The sequence below is a fragment of the Neomoorella sulfitireducens genome (genome assembly GCF_024733845.1).
Taxonomy (GTDB): domain Bacteria; phylum Bacillota; class DSM-521; order Neomoorellales; family Neomoorellaceae; genus Neomoorella; species Neomoorella sulfitireducens.
On sequence record NZ_JANRHG010000004.1, the window covers coordinates 1 to 21,568 of the forward strand.

Annotated in this window: 21 protein-coding genes and 1 pseudogene; 11 read left to right on the forward strand and 11 right to left on the reverse strand. The window is 49.6% G+C overall.

Going from position 1 to position 21,568, the window contains the following annotated elements; all coding sequences use genetic code 11:
• Positions 1 to 208: pseudogene (locus NWF31_RS05370) on the forward strand (phosphoglycerate dehydrogenase); the annotation flags it as partial.
• A gap of 106 nt (positions 209 to 314) precedes the next feature.
• On the opposite strand, the gene NWF31_RS05375 reads toward NWF31_RS05370, so the two are convergent.
• The 11 genes from NWF31_RS05375 to NWF31_RS05425 all read right to left on the reverse strand — a co-directional run bounded on the left by NWF31_RS05375 (position 315) and on the right by NWF31_RS05425 (position 9,975).
• Entirely contained in the window at positions 315 to 845 is a 531-nt protein-coding gene (locus NWF31_RS05375) for a nucleotidyl transferase AbiEii/AbiGii toxin family protein (protein ID WP_258359490.1), read from the reverse strand.
• Positions 826 to 975, reverse strand: a complete 150-nt coding sequence (locus NWF31_RS05380; protein WP_258359491.1) for a hypothetical protein — start codon at positions 973 to 975, stop codon at positions 826 to 828. The genes NWF31_RS05375 and NWF31_RS05380 overlap by 20 nt, the downstream gene beginning before the upstream one ends.
• A gap of 206 nt (positions 976 to 1,181) precedes the next feature.
• Positions 1,182 to 1,982: an ABC transporter ATP-binding protein gene (locus NWF31_RS05385; protein WP_258359492.1), complete on the reverse strand. Its 801-nt coding sequence runs from the start codon at positions 1,980 to 1,982 to the stop codon at positions 1,182 to 1,184.
• On the reverse strand, positions 1,948 to 2,877 hold the full coding sequence (locus NWF31_RS05390) for an ABC transporter permease (protein WP_422880249.1): 930 nt from the start codon (positions 2,875 to 2,877) through the stop codon (positions 1,948 to 1,950). Before NWF31_RS05390 ends, NWF31_RS05385 begins: the two co-directional genes overlap by 35 nt.
• Before the next feature lie 23 nt (positions 2,878 to 2,900).
• Complete coding sequence (locus NWF31_RS05395) at positions 2,901 to 3,902, reverse strand: ABC transporter substrate-binding protein (RefSeq protein WP_277998853.1); 1,002 nt, start codon at positions 3,900 to 3,902, stop codon at positions 2,901 to 2,903.
• A 314-nt stretch (positions 3,903 to 4,216) separates the two neighbouring features.
• The gene (locus NWF31_RS05400; protein ID WP_258359495.1) at positions 4,217 to 4,600 is read right to left on the reverse strand and encodes a DUF1634 domain-containing protein; all 384 of its coding nucleotides are present in this window, start codon (positions 4,598 to 4,600) and stop codon (positions 4,217 to 4,219) included.
• Between the two features lie 4 nt (positions 4,601 to 4,604).
• Positions 4,605 to 5,444 carry a sulfite exporter TauE/SafE family protein gene (locus NWF31_RS05405; protein ID WP_258359496.1) on the reverse strand — a complete coding sequence of 280 codons (840 nt, stop codon included), beginning with the start codon at positions 5,442 to 5,444 and terminating at the stop codon, positions 4,605 to 4,607.
• 94 nt (positions 5,445 to 5,538) lie between these two features.
• The gene (locus NWF31_RS14760) at positions 5,539 to 6,294 is read right to left on the reverse strand and encodes a GntR family transcriptional regulator (protein WP_258359497.1); all 756 of its coding nucleotides are present in this window, start codon (positions 6,292 to 6,294) and stop codon (positions 5,539 to 5,541) included.
• Between the two features lie 220 nt (positions 6,295 to 6,514).
• A complete protein-coding gene (locus tag NWF31_RS05415) occupies positions 6,515 to 7,936 on the reverse strand; it encodes a lactate racemase domain-containing protein (protein WP_258359498.1) in 1,422 nt (473 codons plus the stop codon).
• A 112-nt stretch (positions 7,937 to 8,048) separates the two neighbouring features.
• Positions 8,049 to 8,978, reverse strand: coding sequence for a triose-phosphate isomerase family protein (locus tag NWF31_RS05420; protein WP_258359499.1), 930 nt, complete (start codon positions 8,976 to 8,978; stop codon positions 8,049 to 8,051).
• Positions 8,979 to 9,129: 151 nt separating this feature from the next.
• A complete protein-coding gene (locus NWF31_RS05425) occupies positions 9,130 to 9,975 on the reverse strand; it encodes a class II fructose-bisphosphate aldolase (RefSeq protein WP_258359500.1) in 846 nt (281 codons plus the stop codon).
• 109 nt (positions 9,976 to 10,084) lie between these two features.
• On the opposite strand from NWF31_RS05425, the gene NWF31_RS05430 reads away from it, so the two are divergent.
• The 10 genes from NWF31_RS05430 to NWF31_RS05475 all read left to right on the forward strand — a co-directional run bounded on the left by NWF31_RS05430 (position 10,085) and on the right by NWF31_RS05475 (position 21,546).
• A complete protein-coding gene (locus tag NWF31_RS05430; protein ID WP_258359501.1) occupies positions 10,085 to 10,852 on the forward strand; it encodes a GntR family transcriptional regulator in 768 nt (255 codons plus the stop codon).
• A gap of 107 nt (positions 10,853 to 10,959) precedes the next feature.
• Complete coding sequence (locus NWF31_RS05435) at positions 10,960 to 12,195, forward strand: diphosphate--fructose-6-phosphate 1-phosphotransferase (RefSeq protein ID WP_258359502.1); 1,236 nt, start codon at positions 10,960 to 10,962, stop codon at positions 12,193 to 12,195.
• Entirely contained in the window at positions 12,182 to 13,291 is a 1,110-nt protein-coding gene (locus NWF31_RS05440) for an ABC transporter ATP-binding protein (protein ID WP_258359503.1), read from the forward strand. Before NWF31_RS05435 ends, NWF31_RS05440 begins: the two co-directional genes overlap by 14 nt.
• A 38-nt stretch (positions 13,292 to 13,329) precedes the next feature.
• Entirely contained in the window at positions 13,330 to 14,643 is a 1,314-nt protein-coding gene (locus NWF31_RS05445; protein ID WP_258359504.1) for an ABC transporter substrate-binding protein, read from the forward strand.
• A complete protein-coding gene (locus NWF31_RS05450) occupies positions 14,633 to 15,553 on the forward strand; it encodes a carbohydrate ABC transporter permease (protein ID WP_258359505.1) in 921 nt (306 codons plus the stop codon). Before NWF31_RS05445 ends, NWF31_RS05450 begins: the two co-directional genes overlap by 11 nt.
• A 29-nt stretch (positions 15,554 to 15,582) precedes the next feature.
• Complete coding sequence (locus NWF31_RS05455) at positions 15,583 to 16,428, forward strand: carbohydrate ABC transporter permease (protein WP_106006590.1); 846 nt, start codon at positions 15,583 to 15,585, stop codon at positions 16,426 to 16,428.
• Positions 16,409 to 17,599, forward strand: a complete 1,191-nt coding sequence (locus tag NWF31_RS05460; protein WP_258359506.1) for a uroporphyrinogen decarboxylase family protein — start codon at positions 16,409 to 16,411, stop codon at positions 17,597 to 17,599. Before NWF31_RS05455 ends, NWF31_RS05460 begins: the two co-directional genes overlap by 20 nt.
• A gap of 74 nt (positions 17,600 to 17,673) precedes the next feature.
• Positions 17,674 to 18,975, forward strand: a complete 1,302-nt coding sequence (locus NWF31_RS05465) for an L-fucose/L-arabinose isomerase family protein (RefSeq protein ID WP_258359507.1) — start codon at positions 17,674 to 17,676, stop codon at positions 18,973 to 18,975.
• A 38-nt stretch (positions 18,976 to 19,013) separates the two neighbouring features.
• Entirely contained in the window at positions 19,014 to 20,381 is a 1,368-nt protein-coding gene (locus NWF31_RS05470) for a Na+/H+ antiporter NhaC family protein (RefSeq protein ID WP_258359508.1), read from the forward strand.
• 1 nt (position 20,382) lies between these two features.
• Entirely contained in the window at positions 20,383 to 21,546 is a 1,164-nt protein-coding gene (locus NWF31_RS05475) for a Gfo/Idh/MocA family protein (protein ID WP_258359509.1), read from the forward strand.
• Positions 21,547 to 21,568 lie beyond the last annotated feature (22 nt).

Genomic DNA, 21,568 nt, shown 5'->3' on the forward strand with positions numbered 1-21,568 from the left:
GCACCTGGACCGGCCGCGGGTAAGTGGTCAGGTGGCTCTAACCATTGGTAACCATAATGTTAATATTGCCGCCATGCAAGTAGGTCGCCGGGAAAAGGGAGGCGAGGCTATTATACTTATGAGTCTGGATTCTGAGATCCCGCGGGAAGCCTTACACGCCGTGCGTCAGGTTAACAATGTACTTGAAGTGTGCTATATTTATCTTTAAAGAGCGATAAAAAGTGTTATCCGTACATATGGTCTTATTGGCAATTTATGACGCTAATGGAGAAATTGCTGACAAGATAGTTTCTTTAGAAAAAGAAAAGAAATGTTTATTCCTGCTTAACCCTTGCCAATATTCCTTTAAAACGCCTGTCCACGCGCAGGCTTTTTGTTTGCTGAAGTAAATAAGTTATATCCAGATCTTCCTGGTGAGATAGGATGTTTTCCACGTCCCACAGGTCCTTCGGACCACCTGCTTTAAGTTTGAGGATAATAAGATCTTCCGGGCTGATAATCTTAAGGTCGTGGTTTTCATATTTAATAATTTGTGCCCGCTCTATTGCTTTATAATGATAGGTATATTTAGCCTCAATAAGCTGGACGGGAACGGTTAACTTTATGGTAATAATATCGCCTAGGGGGTCTAACACGTCGGTCCTGGACAACACGAAAGATAAGTTTTCTTCTTGTAAGTTAGCTTGCAAATGCGCCAGATAATCATTTAAGCGGGACACCAAAAAATCAACATCAGCAGTATATCTGGGCGCGCCATAGGCGGCAACAGCATAGCCACCAATTAGACAGTAGGGCATATCTATCTTTTCCAGTATGGTACTAACCTTAATTATCGGGTCGTTCATTTTTCCCAGTCTTCTTTACCCCCTGCCTTAGCTTTGCCGCAAACCGCCCCAGTTCCGGCACCATCTTCATTTTTTGCTCTGGCGTTAGCTGTTTAAAATAATTAATGAGGCTTTCTTTTTTTTTATCCACTTGGTATCCACTCCTGGGATTGCTTGACTCAATATTATCATTCTTTTTCATGACGAACAATAGCAGCGGGTTGTTTCCGGGAAGCCGGGTACGAGGACGAGGTCTTTACTTTCAACGTTCCCAAGAAATACGGCTTACCCTGGAGGTAGTTCAAGGCTCCCTTTTACTCACAAAAACTAGCCCCGATTAACACAGGATTGTCAGCATCAGCTACCTGTTAGCAGTACCTTATCATCGGCAAAGATGTTACCGCTGGCCTGTCCAAACATTTTCAAGAGGTCGGCTACCGTGGTTCTAGACCGTTCCGGGCCGGAAAGGTCCAGGATAATTCGCCCCTCATGCATCATAATGGTACGGGTGCCGGTACGCAGGGCCTGCTCCAGGTTGTGGGTTACCATCAGGGTGGTGAGGTGGTGGTGCGCGATTATTCTTTCCGTCAGTGCCATTACCGTACGGGCCGTGCGCGGGTCCAGGGCCGCCGTGTGTTCGTCCAGTAGGAGTAGTTTAGGGGTGGCTATGGTCGCCATAAGCACGGTTAAGGCCTGGCGCTGACCGCCGGATAAGAGGCCTACCCGGGTACCCAGGCGGTCTTCCAGCCCGAGGCCCAGGAGGGCCAGGTGTTCCCGGAACATTTTTCTTTCGGCGGCGGTAATACCCCGCCGCAAGAAACGCGGCCTGCCGCGGCGTAAAGCCATGGCCAGGTTTTCTTCGATGGTCATGGATGCAGCCGTGCCCAGCAAGGGATCCTGGAAAACCCGACCTATCCAGGCCGCCCGGATATGCTCGGGTCGGCAAGTGACATCCTCCCCGTCCAGGAGTATTTTGCCGGATTCGATTTCGCAAACACCGGCCACCACGTTTAATAAAGTCGACTTACCGGCACCGTTGCTGCCTATAATGGTAATTACCTCCCCGGTTTGGACATGGAGGGTAATTTCTTGCAAGGCAGACTTTTCATTGACACTTCCCGGATTAAAGATCTTCGTTACTTTGCTTAGCTGCAGCACCCTGCTCACTCCTCAGGCGTAGGGTTTTCAGTCCCAGGTGTCGCCGCACCAGAGGGAAGGCCATGGCAATGACCACTATTAGCGAAGTCAACAATTTGAGATCCGTCGGTGGCAGCCCCAGTTGTAGCACCAGGCTGATTACGGCGCGGTAGATTATCGAACCGGTAATGGCCGCCAGCAGTGCCCGGACCAGGGTTTGCCGTCCCACCAGGGCCTCGCCAATGATTACTGCCGCCAGGCCGGCGACGATCATGCCGATGCCCATACCGATATCGGCAAAGCCCTGGTACTGGGCGATAAGCCCGCCGGAAAGGGCGATCAGGGCATTGGCGATGGCCAGGCCTATAAGTTTCATGGTGTTGGTATTTACACCCAGGCTGCGAATCATCTGCTCGTTGTCGCCGGTGGCCCTGATGGCCATCCCCAGTTCTGTGTCCAGGAAAAGGTAAAGGAGGACTAAGACAAGGGCCACCAGCATTAATCCCAGGAGAAAGGGGCCTAAGGGAACAAGGGCGGCATATCCTTTGATCCAGGTAAAAATGGTCGGGGCACGAAGAAGGGACAGGTTGGCCTGTCCCATAATCCTCAGGTTGATTGAATAGAGGGCGATCATGGTCAGGATGCCGGCAAGCAGGGGCGCCACCTTTAATTGCGTGTGCAACAGGCCGGTAACAAGACCTGCTAGGGCACCGCAAAGGAGGGCCACCACGAGGGCCAGCCAGGGATCATATCCCGACAGGATTAATTTGGCTGCCACCGCCGCTCCCAGGGTAAAGGAGCCATCAACGGTTAAATCCGGGAAGTCGAGCACCCTGAAGGTCATGTAGACCCCCAGGACCATGGCTCCCCATAGCAATCCCTGCTCCAGGGCTCCTAACCAGACGCTCAAGGACATTCAGTTCACCTACTTAAAATGTTCTATTCGATAATTTTACTGGCTCTCTTTTTAAGATCCTCGGGGATAGTTACCCCGAAGGCCTGCGCTGCTCTGGCGTTTAAAACGATACTAAGGTCTTTTTGCTTTTCGATGGGCATATCCTGGGGTTTTTCGCCCTTCAGCACCCGCAGGGCCATCTGCCCGGTCTGTTCACCCAGCTTGTAATAGTCGATGCCGATTGTCCCCAGGGCGCCGGCCTCAACGGTATTGCTTTCTCCGGCAATAACCGGTATTTTATGCTGTTCCGCCACCTGCAGGACCCCGGCTACGGAGGCCACCACGGTATTATCGGTGGGAATGTAAATGGCCTCCACTTTTCCCACCAGGGATTGAGCTGCCTGGACCACTTCATTGCTCGCCGTTACCGGCGCTTCTATCACGGTCAAGCCCAGGCCGACGGCCTCTTCTTTTACAATTTTCACCTGTACCTGGGAATTAACTTCGCTCGAATTATAGATGACACCTACTTTTTTAGCCCCCGGTACCAGTTGCTGCAATAGCTCCAGCTGTTCTTTAATGGGGTTCATATCTGTTGTACCGGTGACATTGGTACCGGGTTTTTCCATGCTGTTAACCAGCTTGGCGGCAACTGGATCGGTAACGGCGGTTATTAAAATAGGGATCTCCTGCGTTTCATTGGCCATGGCCATGGCCGATGGGGTGGCGATGGCCAGGATCAAGTCTTTTTTATCCTGGGCAAACTTGCGGGCGATGTTTTGCAGGGTGGACTGGTCGCCCTGGGCGTTCTGGAAGTCAACCTGCAAATTTTTACCTTCTTCATAACCGCCGGCCTTCATGGCCTCTAGGAAACCCTTCCGGGCGGCATCCAGTGCCGGGTGCTCGACAATCTGGATGATACCGAGTTTGATAACTTTAGTTTCGTTCCCCTTTGAGGATTCCTGCCCGCCACCGGCAGTTTTGCTACCGCCGGAGCTACAACCGGCAAGCAGCAGGCTGATAACCAGCAACAGGGATGCCAGCATTAAAAACCGTTTTTTCACTTTTCCTTGCCTCCTTGTCTTGTTTTAATTTCCCGGCTGGCAAGGCAGTTTGCGGGTCATGGTCATAAATAAAAATACTCCCGGCGGGAGCATGATTGCCCTACCTGCCATCCTACCGTACTTATTGCCGGCGGGCCAACCGGTCAAAGTAAATTTAACTTTATTTAATCTTAATTTAATAAAGCTCTAGATGTCAATAGCCTGGCAGCCAGTAATTTTTCGGTCGCAGCAGGATACCATACATATATTATAATGCGTTGCATAAATCCAGAAGCATTGTAATGGTGGAGCTTATTTTACCCCGCTTTTCCCAGGAAAAGGCTAAGGAGCAGTATTAGCAAAACGTAGGCAGAAATGAGAGTATAATTATAATCCCGCCGCAAAAAGAAGGCAACTGTGGAGGCCGTCACCCAGAAGATGGGCGTGGCGAGGAGGATCAGCAGGCCGAACTCGATAATGGCAAAGGATTTGAGCTGGATGAGGCCATGTAAAACCTCGATGATGCTGGTAGGGAAAGTAGCGTCCGGGTAGCCGCTCTGGCCGGTGGTAAGGAGTAAGATTAGGCCGCCGGTAGTCACAATCGAGCTGATTATAACGCCTACTCGCAGGGCCAGGCTGATTAAATCTTCCACCATAAAGGGTTTGGCTGCAGTTTGTTTTTGCTCGTCGCTAAAAGTCACAGGATCACCCCCGAATTCCTTTAACCAGCATTTCCAGGGCTACATATAACAACACCGGTAGGAACACTTTGCGGATAGTAGAATTACGCAGGCGTACCATGAGGCGTGTCCCTAGCACGGCACCCAGGACTACTCCCAGGGCAACCGGGGCGGCAATGGCCGGATTGATATACCCGCGTACGAAATAAACACCGGCGCTGGCGGCAGCCGTAATGCCAATCATAAAGTTGCTTGTTGCCGTTGACACCTTCATTGGTAGTTTCATGAACATATCCATGGCCATGACCTTAAAAACTCCGTTACCGATGCCCAGTAAGCCGGAGAGGATACCGGCGGCAAACATGGTGCCAAAGCCTGCATAGACCCCGGCCGAGGTATAGTTAACCTGTTGTTGAAGTACCTGATCGTAGTAGCTGCCTGCGAGTTGTAGCTTGACAGCAAGAGGATGGGGGGTCACATCCCGGGCCAGTTCCACGTTGCGTCGTTGGTAGAGGGCCAGGGTGGAATAACCCATTACGAAGGCGAAAATGAAGTATAAAAGCCGCGGGCTGATCAGGCCGGCCAGAAAAGCACCGACGATAGCACCGGTGGTAGTGGCCGTTTCTAAAAACATACCGATACGGATATTGGTAATGCGGTCGCGAATGTAGGTCGCTGCTGCACCGCTGGAAGTAGCTATGACGGCGATTATGCTGGCGCCGATGGCGTAGCGGATGTCGATACCAAAGGCCAGGGTGAGCAAGGGGATAATAATGATGCCCCCGCCCAGGCCCAGCAGGGCGCCGATGATACCGGCCATAACAGAGCCGGTGAAGATCATGAGAGTCAAAGAGACACTTATCAAACTAAGACCCCCTAAAGCCTGTTTACCTCCCATTTATCCCGTATCGCAGGTAGCTGCGCGTAACGGGCGGTTTATAACTTCGTTATAGCCGTACCTAGTTGCCGTTTCTATTCTCTAATCCCAGGGGATGTCTTTGCAGGTTGACGTGATATTCGTAACGGTCCCCACGGTAAATGGCACAGGAGAAATCAATGGGCAGCCCGCCTTCGACGTAGGTGGTACGCCTGACGACCAGGACGGGACTGCCAACTTTGCACTGCAGGTACCGGGCCTGTTCCCGTGAGGCCAGGCCGGCGCTGATGCGCTGCCGTCCGTTGCTGATTCTATACCCGTAAAGCTCAAGTTGGGTGTAGATCAAGTCCCGGGACAGGTCGGTGTTCTGGAGCAAATGGCCGATAGTCGGTGGAAAGTAGCTGGTGTCAAGGAGTAGAGGCTGCCGGGCAGCGGTTATTAGTCTGATAACACCAAATACAGGTTCGCCTTCTTTTAGCTGGAGTTCTTTGCGGGCTTCAGGAGTAGCCTCCTGGAAACCGGTTTTAATTACCTTAATCTCAACCTCCAGCCCTTCCAGGGTCAACTCCTCGGCTACTCCCAGCAGCCTGGCCAGGGGTCGCTCGATGCGTTTGGGGGCGACGAAGGTGCCCTTGCCGTGCTGGCGATATAATAAGCCTTCGTTGACCAGCTCGGCAATGGCCTGCCGCACGGTAACCCGGCTGACGCCGTAAGTTTCCATTAATTGCCTTTCACCGGGTAGGGCTTCCCCCGGTTGCAACTCGCCGGAGGAAATTTTTTGTTTGAGGATATCTTTGAGTTGTTCGTATAACGGCCTGGCACTGCCGGGGTAAAGCACAGGAGAAGCCCCCTTCGTAGAAGTGGGAAGTTAGAAGTGAGAGGTGGGATACTTGTGGAAATTGGCTACGCCAATTTCTTATTTGAAGCCTCCCACTTTAGCTTAGTTTGGTTTATTGGCCATGGAGGTTGCGGTTATAGCTTTTATCTTGTACTGATGCCGTCTGGGTAGCAGAAGTATGCCTATCCAGTTGGGCCCTTTAGGGGTACGTATGCCTAATCTACTTACGTTTTAGATGTACTGCGACCCTCAGAAAGCTTTCCGGGAGGACCAGGATGCGCGGGTTTTTGCCCACATATTTTAACGCCCGCTTTAGGGCCTCGGCAAAAGTATTGGTGGGGATGCAGCCCATGGCGCGGGCGTAACCGGGTTTCCTGGCGCCGGGGATGAAAATGGCACTGGTATGCTTTAGGGCTACACCTCCCATGGAAACCATGGAAAGGGCATGGAAGGGGTGATAGCCGTAAGCGTAGCGGTATTTATATATATACTCCGGGTCATGGGCGATTTCGTCCTCAAAGCGCACGGCCTCGGCGAAGTCGGCTACTTCCTGGAGTTTATGGAATACCTTACGGTAAGAGGGGAACCATTCGTCGTTGAACCAGCCGTCGCACATGGATGGGGCGATGATGACGCCGCCGTCATTAAAGACATCGAAGTTGCGCGCCAGGTTGGCACCGATAGCCTGGAGCATAAGTATCGGGTTGGTTCCCATGCCCGGGCCGTAATGAAAAGTACGTGGTAAACCAAAAACCATAATATCAAATTTATCTTTAATATCCAGGTAGACATTGGTGCGGCGCTCGGCCAGCTGCCAGCTGGCTTCCTGGACCTCTTTAGCCGCGCCGGCATAAACTCCCAGGACCTGGGAGTTGGTTCCAGTGACGGCGTCGACGCAGAAAAACTTTTTCCCCATGCCCTTTTCAATGGCCTGGCCGATGGAATCGAACTGCTGGCGCATTAAGCTTTTTTCGGTGTTGACGGGGATAAAATCATCCCGGTGCATGGTGTCCGGGCAGTGATGGCAGCGAATAGAACGCCAGGTTGTGACACCGGTGACGCACATCTTGTAGCCGCCACTGTAGCCACCGTAGGGGTTTCCCTGGACGTGGCCGATCATAATGGCCAGGTCAGCCTCGGCTACATCGCGGTTGACGTTGACGACGTTACCCATTTCATCATAACCATATTCGACGATGCCATCAGGGTCTTCGGCGTCGTGCATAACCAGACGGTCCGGCCAGAAAGCGTCCACTATTTCCTGGCCCAGGTACCAGTAGAGTTCCTTTTTTGTGTTCTTGCGGTGCAGCCCCATGGCGCAGATAAGTTTGATGTCTTTAGCTTCGACTCCGGCTTTTTGTAGTTCTTCAACAATAATGGGGATGCACACCCGCCGATGGGCCCTCGCGTGGGCGCCGCCTTTTACCCGATCGGGGAAAGCTATGACTACCTTGCTGCCTTTTTTAACCAGGCGGTTTAGAGGCGGCATGCCCAGGGGATTGGCCAGGGCCTGACGGGTGGCCTCCCAGGGGTCAACTTCCGGGGGGTCGACGTTATCCCGGCCTACCTGGAAAATAGTAGCAGTATCCGGTACTTCAATGGGCATCTTGCCATCGCCGTATTCTATCATTACTTCCTGCATGGAGAACAGCTCCTTTCTTCTACTTTTAAACAACTTCCGGCCCTGCCGGGCTGTTTATTGCCCGTTTTCCAGCCCTGCCCATGATTTGTTTTTTTAAAATAATGTCACGTACTTACGTTGCGTACCTGGTAATGATGTTTTTTAATCCTTCCGGTTCAAAACCGATCTCACCGGTAAACCTGGTTAAGGCTACCAGTCCGCCGCCAATCGTTTCAATATCTGCTATCATTTTCGCATTTTCCTCTTTCAAACCCCCGCCGTAAACGACTACAGGGTCGAAATTAAATTTTTCTTTTACTATTGCCTTTATAGTTTTAGATACAAAGCTTATATACTCTTTACCCGGGGGTGTCTTACCCGGACCTATGGCCCACACCGGCTCGTATCCAATTACAATCTTTTTGGCGCCGGTTTCACTTTCAATGCCCTGTAAGCTGGTTTCAAGCTGGGCTTTCAAGACGGCTTCTATGCGCGGCTTTTGCACGTCAAAGGGCCCCTCGCCCCTCTCCTCTGCGGTTTCACCCACACACAGCAATACCTTCAACCCTGCCTTTAGGGCGCACAGGACTTCATCATTTATGATGCCGTTTATAGCTTGCATTGCTCTGGCCTTTAACATTTCACTTTTATGGCAGGAAGGATCATAGCGTTCTATAATTCCCAGCTTATCTTTGCGCTCTTCGGAATGGCCGATGATCGTCCAGGTACATCCCAGGTTTCTGGCAGCAGCGGCGGGCAGATTGGTGGTGAAGGCGCCGAAGTTCCCCCCGGGAGTAATGTCTTCGCGGAAAACTCCCTGGCAACCTAAATATAAATTCTTTACTTCGCCCGGCGGATAGGAGGCAAGTTTTTCTACAGCACTGATAATAAGGGCCTCCGGTAAAAGGAAGGTGACCCTTATATCCTGCAATTTACCAAGTCCATATTTTATGCTTTCTTCTAGCACCCACTCAATCCATTTTTTAGGATTATCGATAGGACAAATACCTCCCAGTCTTTTGGGGACTTCAAAACGTTTCAGGTTAACAAATATTTCCTTCATAAACTGCCTCCTTTCAGGTATGCTGGTTAGTACCAGTATAATACACGGGACAAATTAGAGCAAGACTTTCGTATCGATAAAAGTTTACTTTGGGCAGGGGTGTAATTATGATATAGTAAAACGCTGGCATGGCCAACCAGCGTTTTTATTTTTAACCCTTGCCACCGCACCCGCACAGGGTGATCTTCTGCTTCACCACTTCGCGCACGGCTTCCCTGGCTTTCATAGCCGCCTGCCATGGTTCTGTTGTGCCGGCCGCCAGGGCCTCCTTCATGGCTCCAGCCCAGGCGACCTTGAGCTCCGTGCCGATGTTAACCTTGCTGATCCCCCTGGCAATGGCCTCCCGTATCATATTATCAGGTATGCCTGAACCGCCATGGAGGACGAGAGGTACCGGGACCAGGGCGCGGATTTTATCCAGGCGCTCGAAGTCGATTTTAGGCTGGGATGTATACAGGCCGTGGGCCGTGCCCAGGGCCGGGGCCAGGGCGTCGATGCCGCTTTCCCGCACCAGTCGCGCCGCTTCATCGGGGTCGGCCAGGCTGGTACCAGCGCTGCCCCGGTCGACGGAATCTTCCACCCCGCCGATATGTCCCAACTCGGCCTCGGCGGTAGCACCAGTGGCATGGGCAGCTTCAGCCACCTGCCGCGAAAGGGCGATATTTTCCGCCAGGGGTAATTTAGAGGCGTCAATCATAACCGAGGTAAAATCGTGGGCCAGCGCCCAGATAACCCATTTAAAACTGTCGCTGTGGTCCAGGTGCAGGGCTACCGGCACCCTGGCGGCGGCTGCTGCTTCCCGGGCCATGGCAGCCGCGGCCGTAGCCCCGATTTTTTCTAAATAAGTAGGGGTGATTTGGAGGATAACCGGGGCCTTTTCAGCTTCAGCGGATTCAATAATAGCATACAAAATCTCCAAGTTATGAAAGTTGAAGGCACCAACGGCATAGCCTTTTTTTTGCGCCCATTCTAGAAGTTCGGCAGATGATGTTAACATTTTTTTAACCTCCATATAACAAAATACTTGACGCAATAATACTAACAAAATATAATTAAAGTGTAAAGACGCAAATATATAATATTACAAAAGGATGAGACCCTCCCCGATGCCTTTTAACAAAAATGAACCCCTACCATTACACTACCAGCTCACCAACGACCTGCGTGAGGCCATTAAGAGTGGCCGGTGGAGCGTAGGAGATCTCTTTCCTACTGATAAAGAATTAATGGAAAAATATGGAGTCAGCAGTACGACCGTGCGCCGGGCGGTAGCCCAGCTGGTCCAGGAAGGCTGGCTCGAGCGTAAGCCGGGTAAAGGAACTTTTGTTAAGAAAGAACGGGTTGAAGAAACCCTGGGCCGGCTGACGGGGTTCTTTGAGGAAATGCGCCGTCACGGTTTTACCCCCAGCGCCGATGTCCTGGATCTCCGTCCTGTTGAAATTACCCCTAGAGAATTAGAAAAAACACCGGGTCTTAGCGTTTTTGGCAACCAGAAAATGTTTCTGGTGGAAAGGTTACAGAAATTAAACGGCAAACCAGTAGTTTACTTGCGCAGTTACTGGCCCTATGAATATGGGAAACGCATGGCTGAATTCGATCTTAGCAAAGAAGCGCTGTATGAAATTGCAACCAGGGAGCTGGGCCTGACCCTCACCAGGGCCGAGCAGACCATTGCCGCCGGTGTGGCCCGTAAAAAAGAAGCCGAGCTGCTGGACGTGAGGGTAGGTTTTCCTGTGCTCATCATGGAACGTATCGCCTATGCCGGTGACCGGCCGGTAGAACTTTCCATCAATGCCTACCGGGCCGACCGCTATAAGTACCGCGTCTTTTTGTACCCTACCAACAATAACATCGAAGGGGTCTTGCTACCATAAAATAATAGGCCGGAATATGGTACCATCGCGGTAACCCCCGCGGAGGAGTTTTTCGATTTGCCGCCTAGATATAACTAAAACATACGCGGAGTGAGTGGTATTTTGATATGAAGCAAAAGTCGTTGTTTGTGGCCCAATCAGGCGGCCCTACTTCGGTAATTAACAGCACCCTGGCGGGAATCATCGCCGAGGCCGGGCGGCAGCTGCAGGTAGAGCGAGTATACGGGCTGCTTCACGGACTGGAGGGCGCTTTAAGGGGGGAAATCGTCGACCTTAGCAATTTAAGCGGGGAAGAACTTGATAAGTTGCGGCATACACCGGCGGCCATACTGGGAGGAAGCCGGTATCCTTTGAATGATGAAGATATACTTAAGATTGCCAAGTTTTTAAAAGACAACTATTGCCAATATTTTCTATTTATAGGCGGCAATGGTACCATGGATACCTGCTTACGACTGCAAAATATGTGCCAGCAGGAAAAAATTGCCATAGAAGTGGTGGGCGTTCCCAAGACCGTTGATAACGACCTGGAGGTAACCGATCACGCCCCCGGTTATGGCAGCGCGGCCCGTTATGTTGCACTGTCGGTCAGGGACCAGGTCCTGGACCTGCAGGCCATGCAGCGCTTTGAGCAGGTGCGCATTATTGAAACCATGGGCCGCATGGTGGGGTGGCTGGCGGCCGCTTCTTTCCTGGCCATGGGCCCCACCACGACCATTAATCCCCTGTTTATCCCGGAAGTACCTGTTGATGAAGATGAATTTATTGCTCATATTGATAAGGTATATAAAAAACAGGGTTATGTATTAGCCGTTATCGGGGAAGGGCTGCGTAATAAAAAGGGCGAGCCCATGGGTAACAAGCCCTTTGCCGGTATGAATGATACAGGGTGTCATACGGTGCGGACTGGGGCGGCCGAATACCTGGCGCAGCTGGTCAACGAAAGGCTAGGCGTGCGGGCACGGGCGCAGATCCTGGGGATGAATCAGAGGAGTTTTGCTGCCTGCGTATCACCGATTGATGAGGAGGAAGCCTACCGGGTCGGCCGGGCGGCTGTCCGGCTGGCAGTTGAGGGAGGAGGAGGACAAATGGTAACCCTCATCAGGGAGGGGGATTACTCGGAAACCGGTGTTACTCCCCTGGAGCGGGTAGCCGGAATAGAGAAACAGGTACCATTGAACTACTACGACCAGGTCAATAAGAGAGTGACTCAGGAATTCGTTGAATGGCTGGCGCCCCTGGTAGGGGAGATAGAACCGGTTTTTTGGCCGGGCGATTTAAGAACTGCAAATGCAGCAACATGCGCTGTTTGTGGAGGGAGGACTTGCCTTGGCAGGAGTTAAGCTTGCGGGAGTAAGCAAGGTTTTCGGCAACACCACTGCTGTTGCCAGGACCGACCTGGAGATTAAAGACGGTGAATTTTTAGTCCTGGTGGGGCCTTCTGGCTGTGGTAAGAGTACCACCTTGCGGATGATTGCCGGCCTGGAAACGCCTACGGAAGGAGATATATATATAGGTGATAGGAAGGTAACAAACCTCGAACCCAAAGACCGGGATATCGCCATGGTCTTCCAGAATTACGCCCTCTACCCCCATATGAAGGTCTTTGATAACATGGCCTTCGGGCTGCGCCTGCGGAAAGTACCCAGGCAAGAAATTGAAGCCCGCGTCAAAGAGGCGGCGGAGATTTTAGGCATAGCTCACCTGCTGGATAGATTCCCCAAGCAGCTTTCCGGTGGCCAGCGGCAACGGGTGGCACTGGGCCGGGCCATTGTCCGTCACCCCCAGGTGTTTTTGATGGATGAGCCGTTGAGTAACCTGGATGCCAAGCTGAGGGTGCAGACCCGGGCCGAGCTGATCAAGCTGCACCAGCGTTTAAAAACGACGGTTATTTATGTAACTCATGACCAGACGGAAGCCATGACCATGGGAACGCGGATTGTTGTTATGAAGGATGGGGTTGTCCAGCAAGTAGGGACTCCCAAAGAAATTTACAATAACCCCGTCAATATTTTTGTAGCTGGATTTATAGGTTCCCCACCGATGAATTTTATTAAGGGTATTATCGAAAATACAAACGGAAAGTTGCTTTTTAAAGCGAAAGGTATTACCTTACCCCTTCCGGCGACAGATATGGCGGTACCCTCGAACACAGAAGTTATATTAGGTATCCGTCCTGAAAGCCTAGCCATAGTGAATGGCGAGAATAACGGGACTCAATCTATATCCTGTGAAGTGGAGGTGGTAGAAAATATAGGGTCGGAAACCATTATCCATGCGCGAACCCAAGGTAAAGAGGAGGTTGTCATTAAGGCGAGCGGGTTTGATAAGGCCCCGCAAATGGGAATGGTTATGAAAGTTAAAGCCAGTCAAGGAAACATGCATTTGTTCGATGCTCAAAGCGGTACTTGTTTAATAACGTTTGCTATTCTTGCTTAAATGATAATGTATTTTTAAATTTAAGGAGGTCAAAGTTGATGTCCAAGAAGAAATGGGTTATTTTGTTGACAATGCTTACAATTCTTACTCTTGTATTAACTGCTTGTGGCGGAGGAGGTTCTGCGCAACAAAAAAATGCAAGTGGCGGCTCTCAGGGTACGGTGGAAATTACCTTTGTTAACTGGGCTACGGCAGAAGAGGCCACTAAGCAACAAATGCTGGATGTTATTAAAGAGTTTGAAAAACAAAATCCTGGTATTAAGGTCAAGAATGTCCCCATACCTGTTGGAGAACAATTAAATCAGCTAACTATTATGACCACTGGTGGCAATGCTCCGGATATTGCCCAGGTACACTTTGACGTAGGTATAAGCCTGGCGGCTATGGGGGCATTAGAGCCCAATGATAACTTGCTTTCTAAGGAATTTTTAGATGATGTCAATAAGAAGCTTTATGATTTTGGCATGTACGAGGGGAAACATTACCTTATACCCTGGGTCGGGCATCCGCTAGGTTTCTGGTACAATAAGAAGCTTTTGCAGGAAGCGGGACTGGATCCTAATAATCCGCCGCAAACGATGGATGAACTTACTAAAGCTATGGAAATAATAAAGCAAAAGTTACCTAAAGATGTTGTTCCTTTGCAGATCGATACAACGATTCGTACATTAGGTCTATCCCATGAATGGTCTTTCATGAGTGCCTTTGGCACAGTACCCGTTGATGGTGATAAAGTCCAGGCTAATCAAATGGGACCCTATGCCGAGTGGTTGCGCATGCTAGTACAGAAAGGTTATACCTTACCCGGGAAAAAATTTGGTGAATTCCGGCCGTTGGCAGCCCAGAATCGTCTTGTATTTGGTTTTGATGGCCCGTCCTTTAAAGGGATAATACAGAGCTTCGATAAATCAATTACCGATGAAAAATTCTATGAAACCTGGGGAGTAACAACTTTACCTGTAGGGGTTGACAAAAAGCCTTATTCCGCGCCGGACGATCATAATTTAGCCATATTTAAGGCTTCCAAGCATAAAGAAGCCGCGGCGAAGTTTGCTGAATTCCTGGCACGGAGCGATTTCTCAATTAAAACTTATGTTATCCCGCTAGGATTTTTGCCAACTGTTCAAAGTGCGGTGCAAAGGTTCCCCAAGGAATTTAGCGATCCGGCCAGGAAGGCATATGTAGAAAAAGTAGTCCCGGCAGAAGTACGGTTACCATATGGACCAAACTATTCCAAAATAGCAACGGTAGTTATGGCTGGTATGCAAGAGGTAATTACAACCAATAAGCCGATTCCCGAGATATTAAACAATGTCCAAACGAAGCTGGAGGGTATTATTCATGGCAAATAAGCCCGACAGAATACTCGAGGAAGTAGGCAGGCGAGGTTTTCCTCGCTTGCCCCTCCCTTTCCTTTTAGTATTCCCTGCTATTTTTGTGTTGAGTATAGTTATTCTTTACCCACTTATAAGCTCATCCTTTCTCTCGCTCTTTCATTATGAGTTAACCAAACCGAATGAAGTAGAATTTAATTTTCTAACAAACTACAATAATATGCTGCACGATGATACCTTCTGGTTGGCTTTTAAAAACACATTAATATTTACGGGGGTTTCAGTTGTTGTAAGTTTAGTGATCGGTTTAATAGGAGCCATTGCCATTGACCAGCTTCCAGAGCGATTTGCCGGCCTTCGCGGTGTGGTATTGGTGCCCTGGATTATTCCCGGCGTGGTGGTTGGTTTTTTATTTATGTTAATTTTTGATGTTGAAGTCGGCGTAGCCAATGTTATTCTCAAACACTCTGGTATTATCAAGGAATTTCTCCCCTGGCTTATGGATGAACATTTAGCGATGATTGCTGTTATCGTAGCTAATATATGGAATCAAGTTCCTTTTTATATTTTAATGTTTACGGCAGGTTTAAAGGCAATTCCTATGGATGTCAAAGAAGCCGCCATTGTAGAAGGGGCGAGCCGCTGGCAAGAATTTATTCATGTAACCTTGCCTTATCTAAGGGGCATCCTGGTAATTACGAGCTTACTAATGGTAATTCGTAATTTCAATAATTTCCCGATCATCTATACGATGACAGGAGGGGGGCCTGTTTTTTCAACGACTACCCTGGTCATTTATATTTACCGGCTGGCTTTTGAACAGTTTAACCTTGGCTATGCTTCGGCGGTAGGTATTGTCTGGTGTGGGGTGCTATTAATGGTATCTATGATTTATGTAAAGATGCTTTACAAACAAGTACATGGGTAAATATTAAGTTAATGCGGGAGGCCAAGTGCATGTTTCGGCGTCGCTTTTCTTTAGGCTGGACATTAAGTGTATGGGGAACAGTAATAGTTATCTTAGGCTGGTCGCTTTTCCCGATTTACTGGATGCTGGTAACATCTTTAAAAACCAACATGGATGTCTTTAAAGTGCCACCCGATTTCTGGCCTTTAAAACCGACTCTGGAGAACTATACTGCCTTAACTACCGGCATATCGCCTATAGGAAGGTTTTTCTTCAACAGCCTGATAACAGCTCTATTAACTGTTTTGATTACCATTGTCCTTGCCACTTTAGCAGGTTATGCTTTGTCAAGGCTAAAATTTCGTTTTCGGGACCAGATTTTGGTGAGTGTTTTGGTAACGCAAATGTTTCCCCTGGTGGTTATGCTAGCTCCTTTATACCTCTTATATGTTAAGGCGCACCTGCTTAATACGTACACCGGCATGGTTATCGCCTTTACGTCCTTTGCTCTTCCCTTTGGTATCTGGATGATTAAAGGTTTTATCGATTCAGTGCCAGTAGAAATTGAACAGGCAGCCATGGTAGACGGTTGTAGCAGGTTAAAAGCTATGTGGACAGTTGTTCTTCCCCTGACGATTCCCGGAATAGTAGCTACTGGTATCTTTGCCTTTTTAGATGCGTGGAATAACCTGCTGTTTCCTTTGACCCTTACCAATGATATTATGATGAAAACTTTACCTGCAGGGATGGTTTTGGCCTTTACCGGGCAATTTAAACATGACTGGAGTGGCATGATGGCAGCCTCTTTTATCACCACCCTACCAGTCCTTATTCTCTTTGTCTTACTGCAACGTTACCTGGTTGAAGGCCTTACCGGTGGTGCCGTTAAAGGGTAAGGTCAAAATGGAGGATATAAAGTATAAAATGACAGGTCGAGAAAGGGTTTTAATAGCTGTTAATCATAAAGAACCCGACCGGGTCCCCTTTGATTTAGGTTCATCAGGGGTGACGGGTATTCATATCCTTGCCTACCAGCGTTTACGGCAATATTTAGGTTTAAAAGAGGGTTCCGGTAAGCTATATGATCCAATTCAACAACTGGCGTTGGTAGAAGAAGACGTAGTTGATCGTTTAAGAATAGACGCGCGTCCAATAACGCGACGCCTACCGCCTACCTTAATAACCGAGGACGAAGATTATTTTAGCTTTAATGATGAGTGGCAAGTTTTATGGCAAATGCCTAAAGTAAATGGTTTTTATTACGATGCCATGTCTAGCCCCTTAAAACATGTGGAGACGGTGCAAGATGTTGAAGAATTTCCCTGGCCCGATTTTAATGAACCGGAACGGTATCAAGGACTAGCTGCAGAACTAAAGGTTATAGCCGAGCGAACAGGATGTGCGATTGTAGCCCAGGACATTTGCCCTGGGTTTACGGAAACTGCCGCCCGTTTACTCGGTATGGAAAAGTTTTTAATGGGTTTCATTCTTAATCCCAGCATGGTATGTAGTGTTATGGACAAGATTATTGAGAACAAAAAGCAGTACTGGTACAATATGTTAACAAGATGCGGCGGCTATATTGATATTGTCCAACAAGGTGAAGACCTGGGTACACAATACTCCCTCCTTATATCGCCGGACTTGTATCGAAAATATGTTAAACCCAGGCAAAAGGATTTATATGATTTTATAAAAAGCCTGGCGCCGGTTAAGATATTCTTTCATTCCTGCGGGGCAATAAAAGAATTGATTCCTGATTTTATTGAAGTAGGGATCGATATTTTAAATCCTATTCAATTAAGTGCAGCAGGGATGGATGATACGGCTAAGCTAAAACGGGAATTTGGTAAGGAGGTTTGCTTTTGGGGTGGAGGTATTGAAACGCAAACAATTTTACCCCATGGGAAACCGGAAGAAATAAAAGATGAAGTTCGCCGGCGCATTGAAGATTTTGCGCCGGGTGGCGGTTTTATCTTCAATACGGTACACAATATTCAACCGGATGTTCCGCCGGAAAACATCATAGCTATGTGGGAAGCATTACAGGAATATGGAGTTTATTAAATTAAAGAGTTAAAGAGTAAAAGGTGAAAGGGTGTTGTGGCTTGGTTAGTTCGGCTGCAAAAGCAGGTTTAGTAATGCTGGGCCGGCCGTTTTTTGACATGCCGCTGGCCAATGAATTTTTCTCTAAGGTTAAAGAAACTTTACAAGAAGCAGGGGTTGCCTCTGAAGTCATTGAAGAACCGGTGACCGTTCCAGAAGAAGCAGTGGCTGCAGCTCGGAAACTAAAGGAAATGGAGCTGTCGGCCGTCATTGCCGTCCAGGGAACCTTTACCGATGCTTCCTTAATCCTTAACCTGGCCGGAAACATGGATTTGCCTTTGCTAATCTGGGCCGTAAAAGAAGAGCCTACAGGGGAACGCTTGCGCCTGAACTCTTTTTGCGGGCTGAATTTAGGCGCCCATGCATTAACTGCTGCCGGGAAGAAATTTAAGGGCGTGTATGGTAACCCGGGATCACCGAAGGTAGAGCAAGAGGTTCTGGCTTTCATCAGGGCTGCAGGGGCCATTAATTGGCTCAAAGGCAAGCGTATCGGCCTGGTGGGCCACCGCCCGGCTGGGTATTATACCTCTAATTTCAACGAAGTGGATTTGTATAGTACTTTAGGAGTGGCTGTAGAGTATATTTCCCTGGCGGAAGTTTTTGCCCTTGCTAATGAAATAAATCTAATTGATGAGCCCGCCTTGACTGCCGGCCTGGTAGGCTACGAGCAAGTCGACGCCGGGGCGGCGCAGAAATCATTACGTGCTTACCTGGCTTTAAAGAAAATAGTAGCTGACAGATCCCTTGATGCCGTGGCGGTAGAATGCTGGCCCGATTTTATGGTTTCTTACGGGGGAGCGGTATGTTTTACCCTGGGGCAACTGAATGATGACGGCATCGTTGCCGCCTGTGAAGCCGACATTAACGGCGCTGTGACCATGCTAATTGGGCAATACTGGTCGGGTCAAGCCACTTTCCTGGCCGACCTGGTAATCGGGGAAGAAGAAAAGAACGAGTTAACCTTCTGGCACTGCGGTGCCGCGCCCCGGTCATTGATGGCCGCCAATGCCAGGGCAACGGCGGGGGTACATCCCAACCGCAAGATCCCGCTATCCCTTTATTTCCCCTTACGGGAAGGGCAGGTAACCATCAGCCGGCTGAGCCCCGACAAGAATGGCAAGTTAAGGTTATTGGTAGGCAAAGGAACCGGTCTGCAGGCGCCGCTATTATTTAGTGGTAATACCCTGCCGGTGCGTTTAGAAAAACCTGTAGAACCGTCACTAAATACGATCCTGACAAAAGGATTTGAACACCATTATGTTTTAACCTATGGTGATTTTACGAAAGAACTGCGGGAGTTTGCCCGGCTTTTGGAATTAGAGATAGTTGAGATTTAAGGGCTGAAAAGTTCATGGCAGGAGCAACAAAAAGAAAAGTGAGTCTTCCGGCAGCACTGGGAGCCACTATACCGGCGATATTAGCGTTAGTAACGGCAAGCCTCATGGGCTTGCCGTTACAAATTCCCTTTTTGCTGGGCATATTTTTAGCAGGTGTTGTTGGTTGGCGCTGTGGCTACGGGTGGCCGGAAATCGAGAAGGCTGCCTTACAGGGCATGGGCCAGTGTTGCTTTGCCTTATTGATCGTTATATTAATTGGTGCCACCATTGGCATCTGGATCGCGGCGGGTATTATCCCCACCTTTATTTACTATGGCCTCCAATGGCTGTCGCCGCAGTTTTTCCTGGCGGAAGCCTGCCTATTAACCTTTTTGATGGCTCTGGTCACCGGATCCGATGCTGGTGCCTTCGGGACTATAGGAATGGCTTTGCTGGCTATTGGCTATGGTTTGGGGATACCAGTTTCCATCACGGCCGGGGCAGTTACGGCTGGGGGTATAGCCGGACACATTGTTTCGCCTTTAAGCGACCTTTCGGCAATGGCTATCAGTGCCAATGGCGGTAGTTTGCCTGAACTGGTAAAACTGTTTGCCCGCCGGGTGGTAACGGCCCTGGTTATCAGCATATTTTTTTACGGCGTATACGGTTTTTTCCAGACAGGAAAGCTGAACGATTTAGCAACGACAGGGTTATTGGCCGAGCTGGAAAAACTTTTTGTCATCAGCCCCTTATTGTTTACGCCGGTGGTATTGCTGTTTCTCTTGATCATTTTGCGGGTGCCGCTGGTACCGGCCCTGGGAATAAATTTATTGCTATCGGCAGTAATATCCATGATCTTCCAGGGGATAGATTTTGCGGGCGTAATCAGGTTTATGAGTAACGGGTATACCGTTCCTGCTGGTAACCAGTTGGCCGCCATGCTCAATAAAGGCGGTATAATCGGTTTCGGTAATATTATCGAGCTAATTCTCCTGGCCTCGGCCTGGGCCACCGTATTGCAGCACATCAGGGTGCTGGAGTTGTTACTGGGCAAACTGGCTAACGTGAAGTTGTTAAAAGGCAGGATATGCGCTACCGGTACTTTGCTGGGCGTTTTAATGTCGATCCTAACCTGCGCCATTATCCCGGCGGTACTGGTGCCTTCCCTGTGGCTCAAAGAACGGTACATGGAGGCGGGTTACCGGCCGGAGCACCTTTCCCGTGACCTGGTGGAAGGCTCCTTTGCTGTAGCCGCCCTGGTACCCTGGACGAATTTAAATTTTATCGTTCTTGGTACCCTGGGGATTGGGGCCTTTCAAACTACACCTTATAATATCTTTTCCTGGCTAATAGTTATTTTCGGGTTTCTGGCGGGGTTGCGCCGCCAGGCAGGTCAGGTCCAAAATACTGAGGGGAGGAAGTGCTAGGATGTCTGTTAAACTTGGTATAGGTATGTTGGGATACGGTTTTATGGGTAAAGCACATACCAACGCTTTTAAAAAGGTTACCTATATTTTTTACCCCTTTCCAGCGGAACCGGAGCTGGTGACAATCTGCGGCCGCAATGAGGCCAATGTCCGGGAAGCCGCCGCCCGCTACCGGTATCAAAAATGGACCACCGACTGGCGGGAAATGATTGCCGACGATAGGATACATATCTTCGATAATACCGGTACCAATGATATTCACTGTGAACCCTGCATTGCCGCCCTTAAAGCCGGTAAGCATGTCATCGTCGAAAAGCCCATGGCCTTGAACATGGCCGAAGCCCGGAGAATGTACCGGGCAGCCAGGGAAGCGGAGAGGAAAGGTGCTAAACACCTGGTGGCCTTTAACTACCGCTTCGTTCCGGCTCTCCGCCTGGCGCGGCGGATTATTGCCGAAGGGCGGTTGGGGAGGATATATCACTTCCGTTCTGCTTACCTGCTGGACCGCCTGTCCGATCCGGCGGCCTCTTTTTTCTGGCGCCTGAACAAAGAGCGGGCCGGTTCCGGCGTGCTGGGAGATTTAAATTCCCACGCCATAGATATCATGCGCTTTCTCTTGCAGACAGAAATTAACGCGGTCATGGCCTGGAACCATACTTTTATTTCCCAAAGGCCCGGACCCAACGGGGAAAATTGCCCGGTAGATGTTGAAGATGCCTCAATGCTGTGGCTAAAACTGGCCAATGGTACCATGGCCACCTTGGAAGCCAGCAAGGTGGCTACCGGTTATAAAACCGCGTGGCGCATTGAAGTCCACGGCAGCGAGGGGGGATTGGCGTTTGATCTTTCCCGGGGGAATGAACTGCAGTTTTATACCAAGAGCGATCCCTTATACCTCCAGGGTATGCGTACCATCCATGTCACCGAGCCCGAGGCCCATGATTATGCCAGTTACTGGTGGCCCCGGGGTCACGGCCTGGGCTGGGAACACTACCATATCCATATGATTGAACATTTCCTGCGCTGTATCGCTACCGGGGTCGATGTGGCTCCCTGGGGGGCAACCTTTGCCGACGGTTTACGCTGCCAGGAAGTGATTGAAGCTGCCCTGGTTTCCGGTGAAAAGGGCTGTTGGGTAGATATAAACCATACACAGCTTGAATAGCAACTAACTGAGTGGCCCTCTT

What these genes read in the sequence shown, in the direction of transcription:
- NWF31_RS05375 (WP_258359490.1), bottom strand. Translation starts at nt 845, where the DNA reads ATGAACGACCCGATAATTAAGGTTAGTACCATACTGGAAAAGATAGAT.
- NWF31_RS05390 (WP_422880249.1), bottom strand. Translation starts at nt 2,877, where the DNA reads ATGTCCTTGAGCGTCTGGTTAGGAGCCCTGGAGCAGGGATTGCTATGG.
- NWF31_RS05395 (WP_277998853.1), bottom strand. Translation starts at nt 3,902, where the DNA reads ATGCTGGCATCCCTGTTGCTGGTTATCAGCCTGCTGCTTGCCGGTTGT.
- NWF31_RS05415 (WP_258359498.1), bottom strand. Translation starts at nt 7,936, where the DNA reads ATGCAGGAAGTAATGATAGAATACGGCGATGGCAAGATGCCCATTGAA.
- NWF31_RS05420 (WP_258359499.1), bottom strand. Translation starts at nt 8,978, where the DNA reads ATGAAGGAAATATTTGTTAACCTGAAACGTTTTGAAGTCCCCAAAAGA.
- NWF31_RS05425 (WP_258359500.1), bottom strand. Translation starts at nt 9,975, where the DNA reads ATGTTAACATCATCTGCCGAACTTCTAGAATGGGCGCAAAAAAAAGGC.
- NWF31_RS05430 (WP_258359501.1), top strand. Translation starts at nt 10,085, where the DNA reads ATGCCTTTTAACAAAAATGAACCCCTACCATTACACTACCAGCTCACC.
- NWF31_RS05435 (WP_258359502.1), top strand. Translation starts at nt 10,960, where the DNA reads ATGAAGCAAAAGTCGTTGTTTGTGGCCCAATCAGGCGGCCCTACTTCG.
- NWF31_RS05445 (WP_258359504.1), top strand. Translation starts at nt 13,330, where the DNA reads ATGTCCAAGAAGAAATGGGTTATTTTGTTGACAATGCTTACAATTCTT.
- NWF31_RS05450 (WP_258359505.1), top strand. Translation starts at nt 14,633, where the DNA reads ATGGCAAATAAGCCCGACAGAATACTCGAGGAAGTAGGCAGGCGAGGT.
- NWF31_RS05455 (WP_106006590.1), top strand. Translation starts at nt 15,583, where the DNA reads ATGTTTCGGCGTCGCTTTTCTTTAGGCTGGACATTAAGTGTATGGGGA.
- NWF31_RS05465 (WP_258359507.1), top strand. Translation starts at nt 17,674, where the DNA reads ATGCTGGGCCGGCCGTTTTTTGACATGCCGCTGGCCAATGAATTTTTC.
- NWF31_RS05475 (WP_258359509.1), top strand. Translation starts at nt 20,383, where the DNA reads ATGTCTGTTAAACTTGGTATAGGTATGTTGGGATACGGTTTTATGGGT.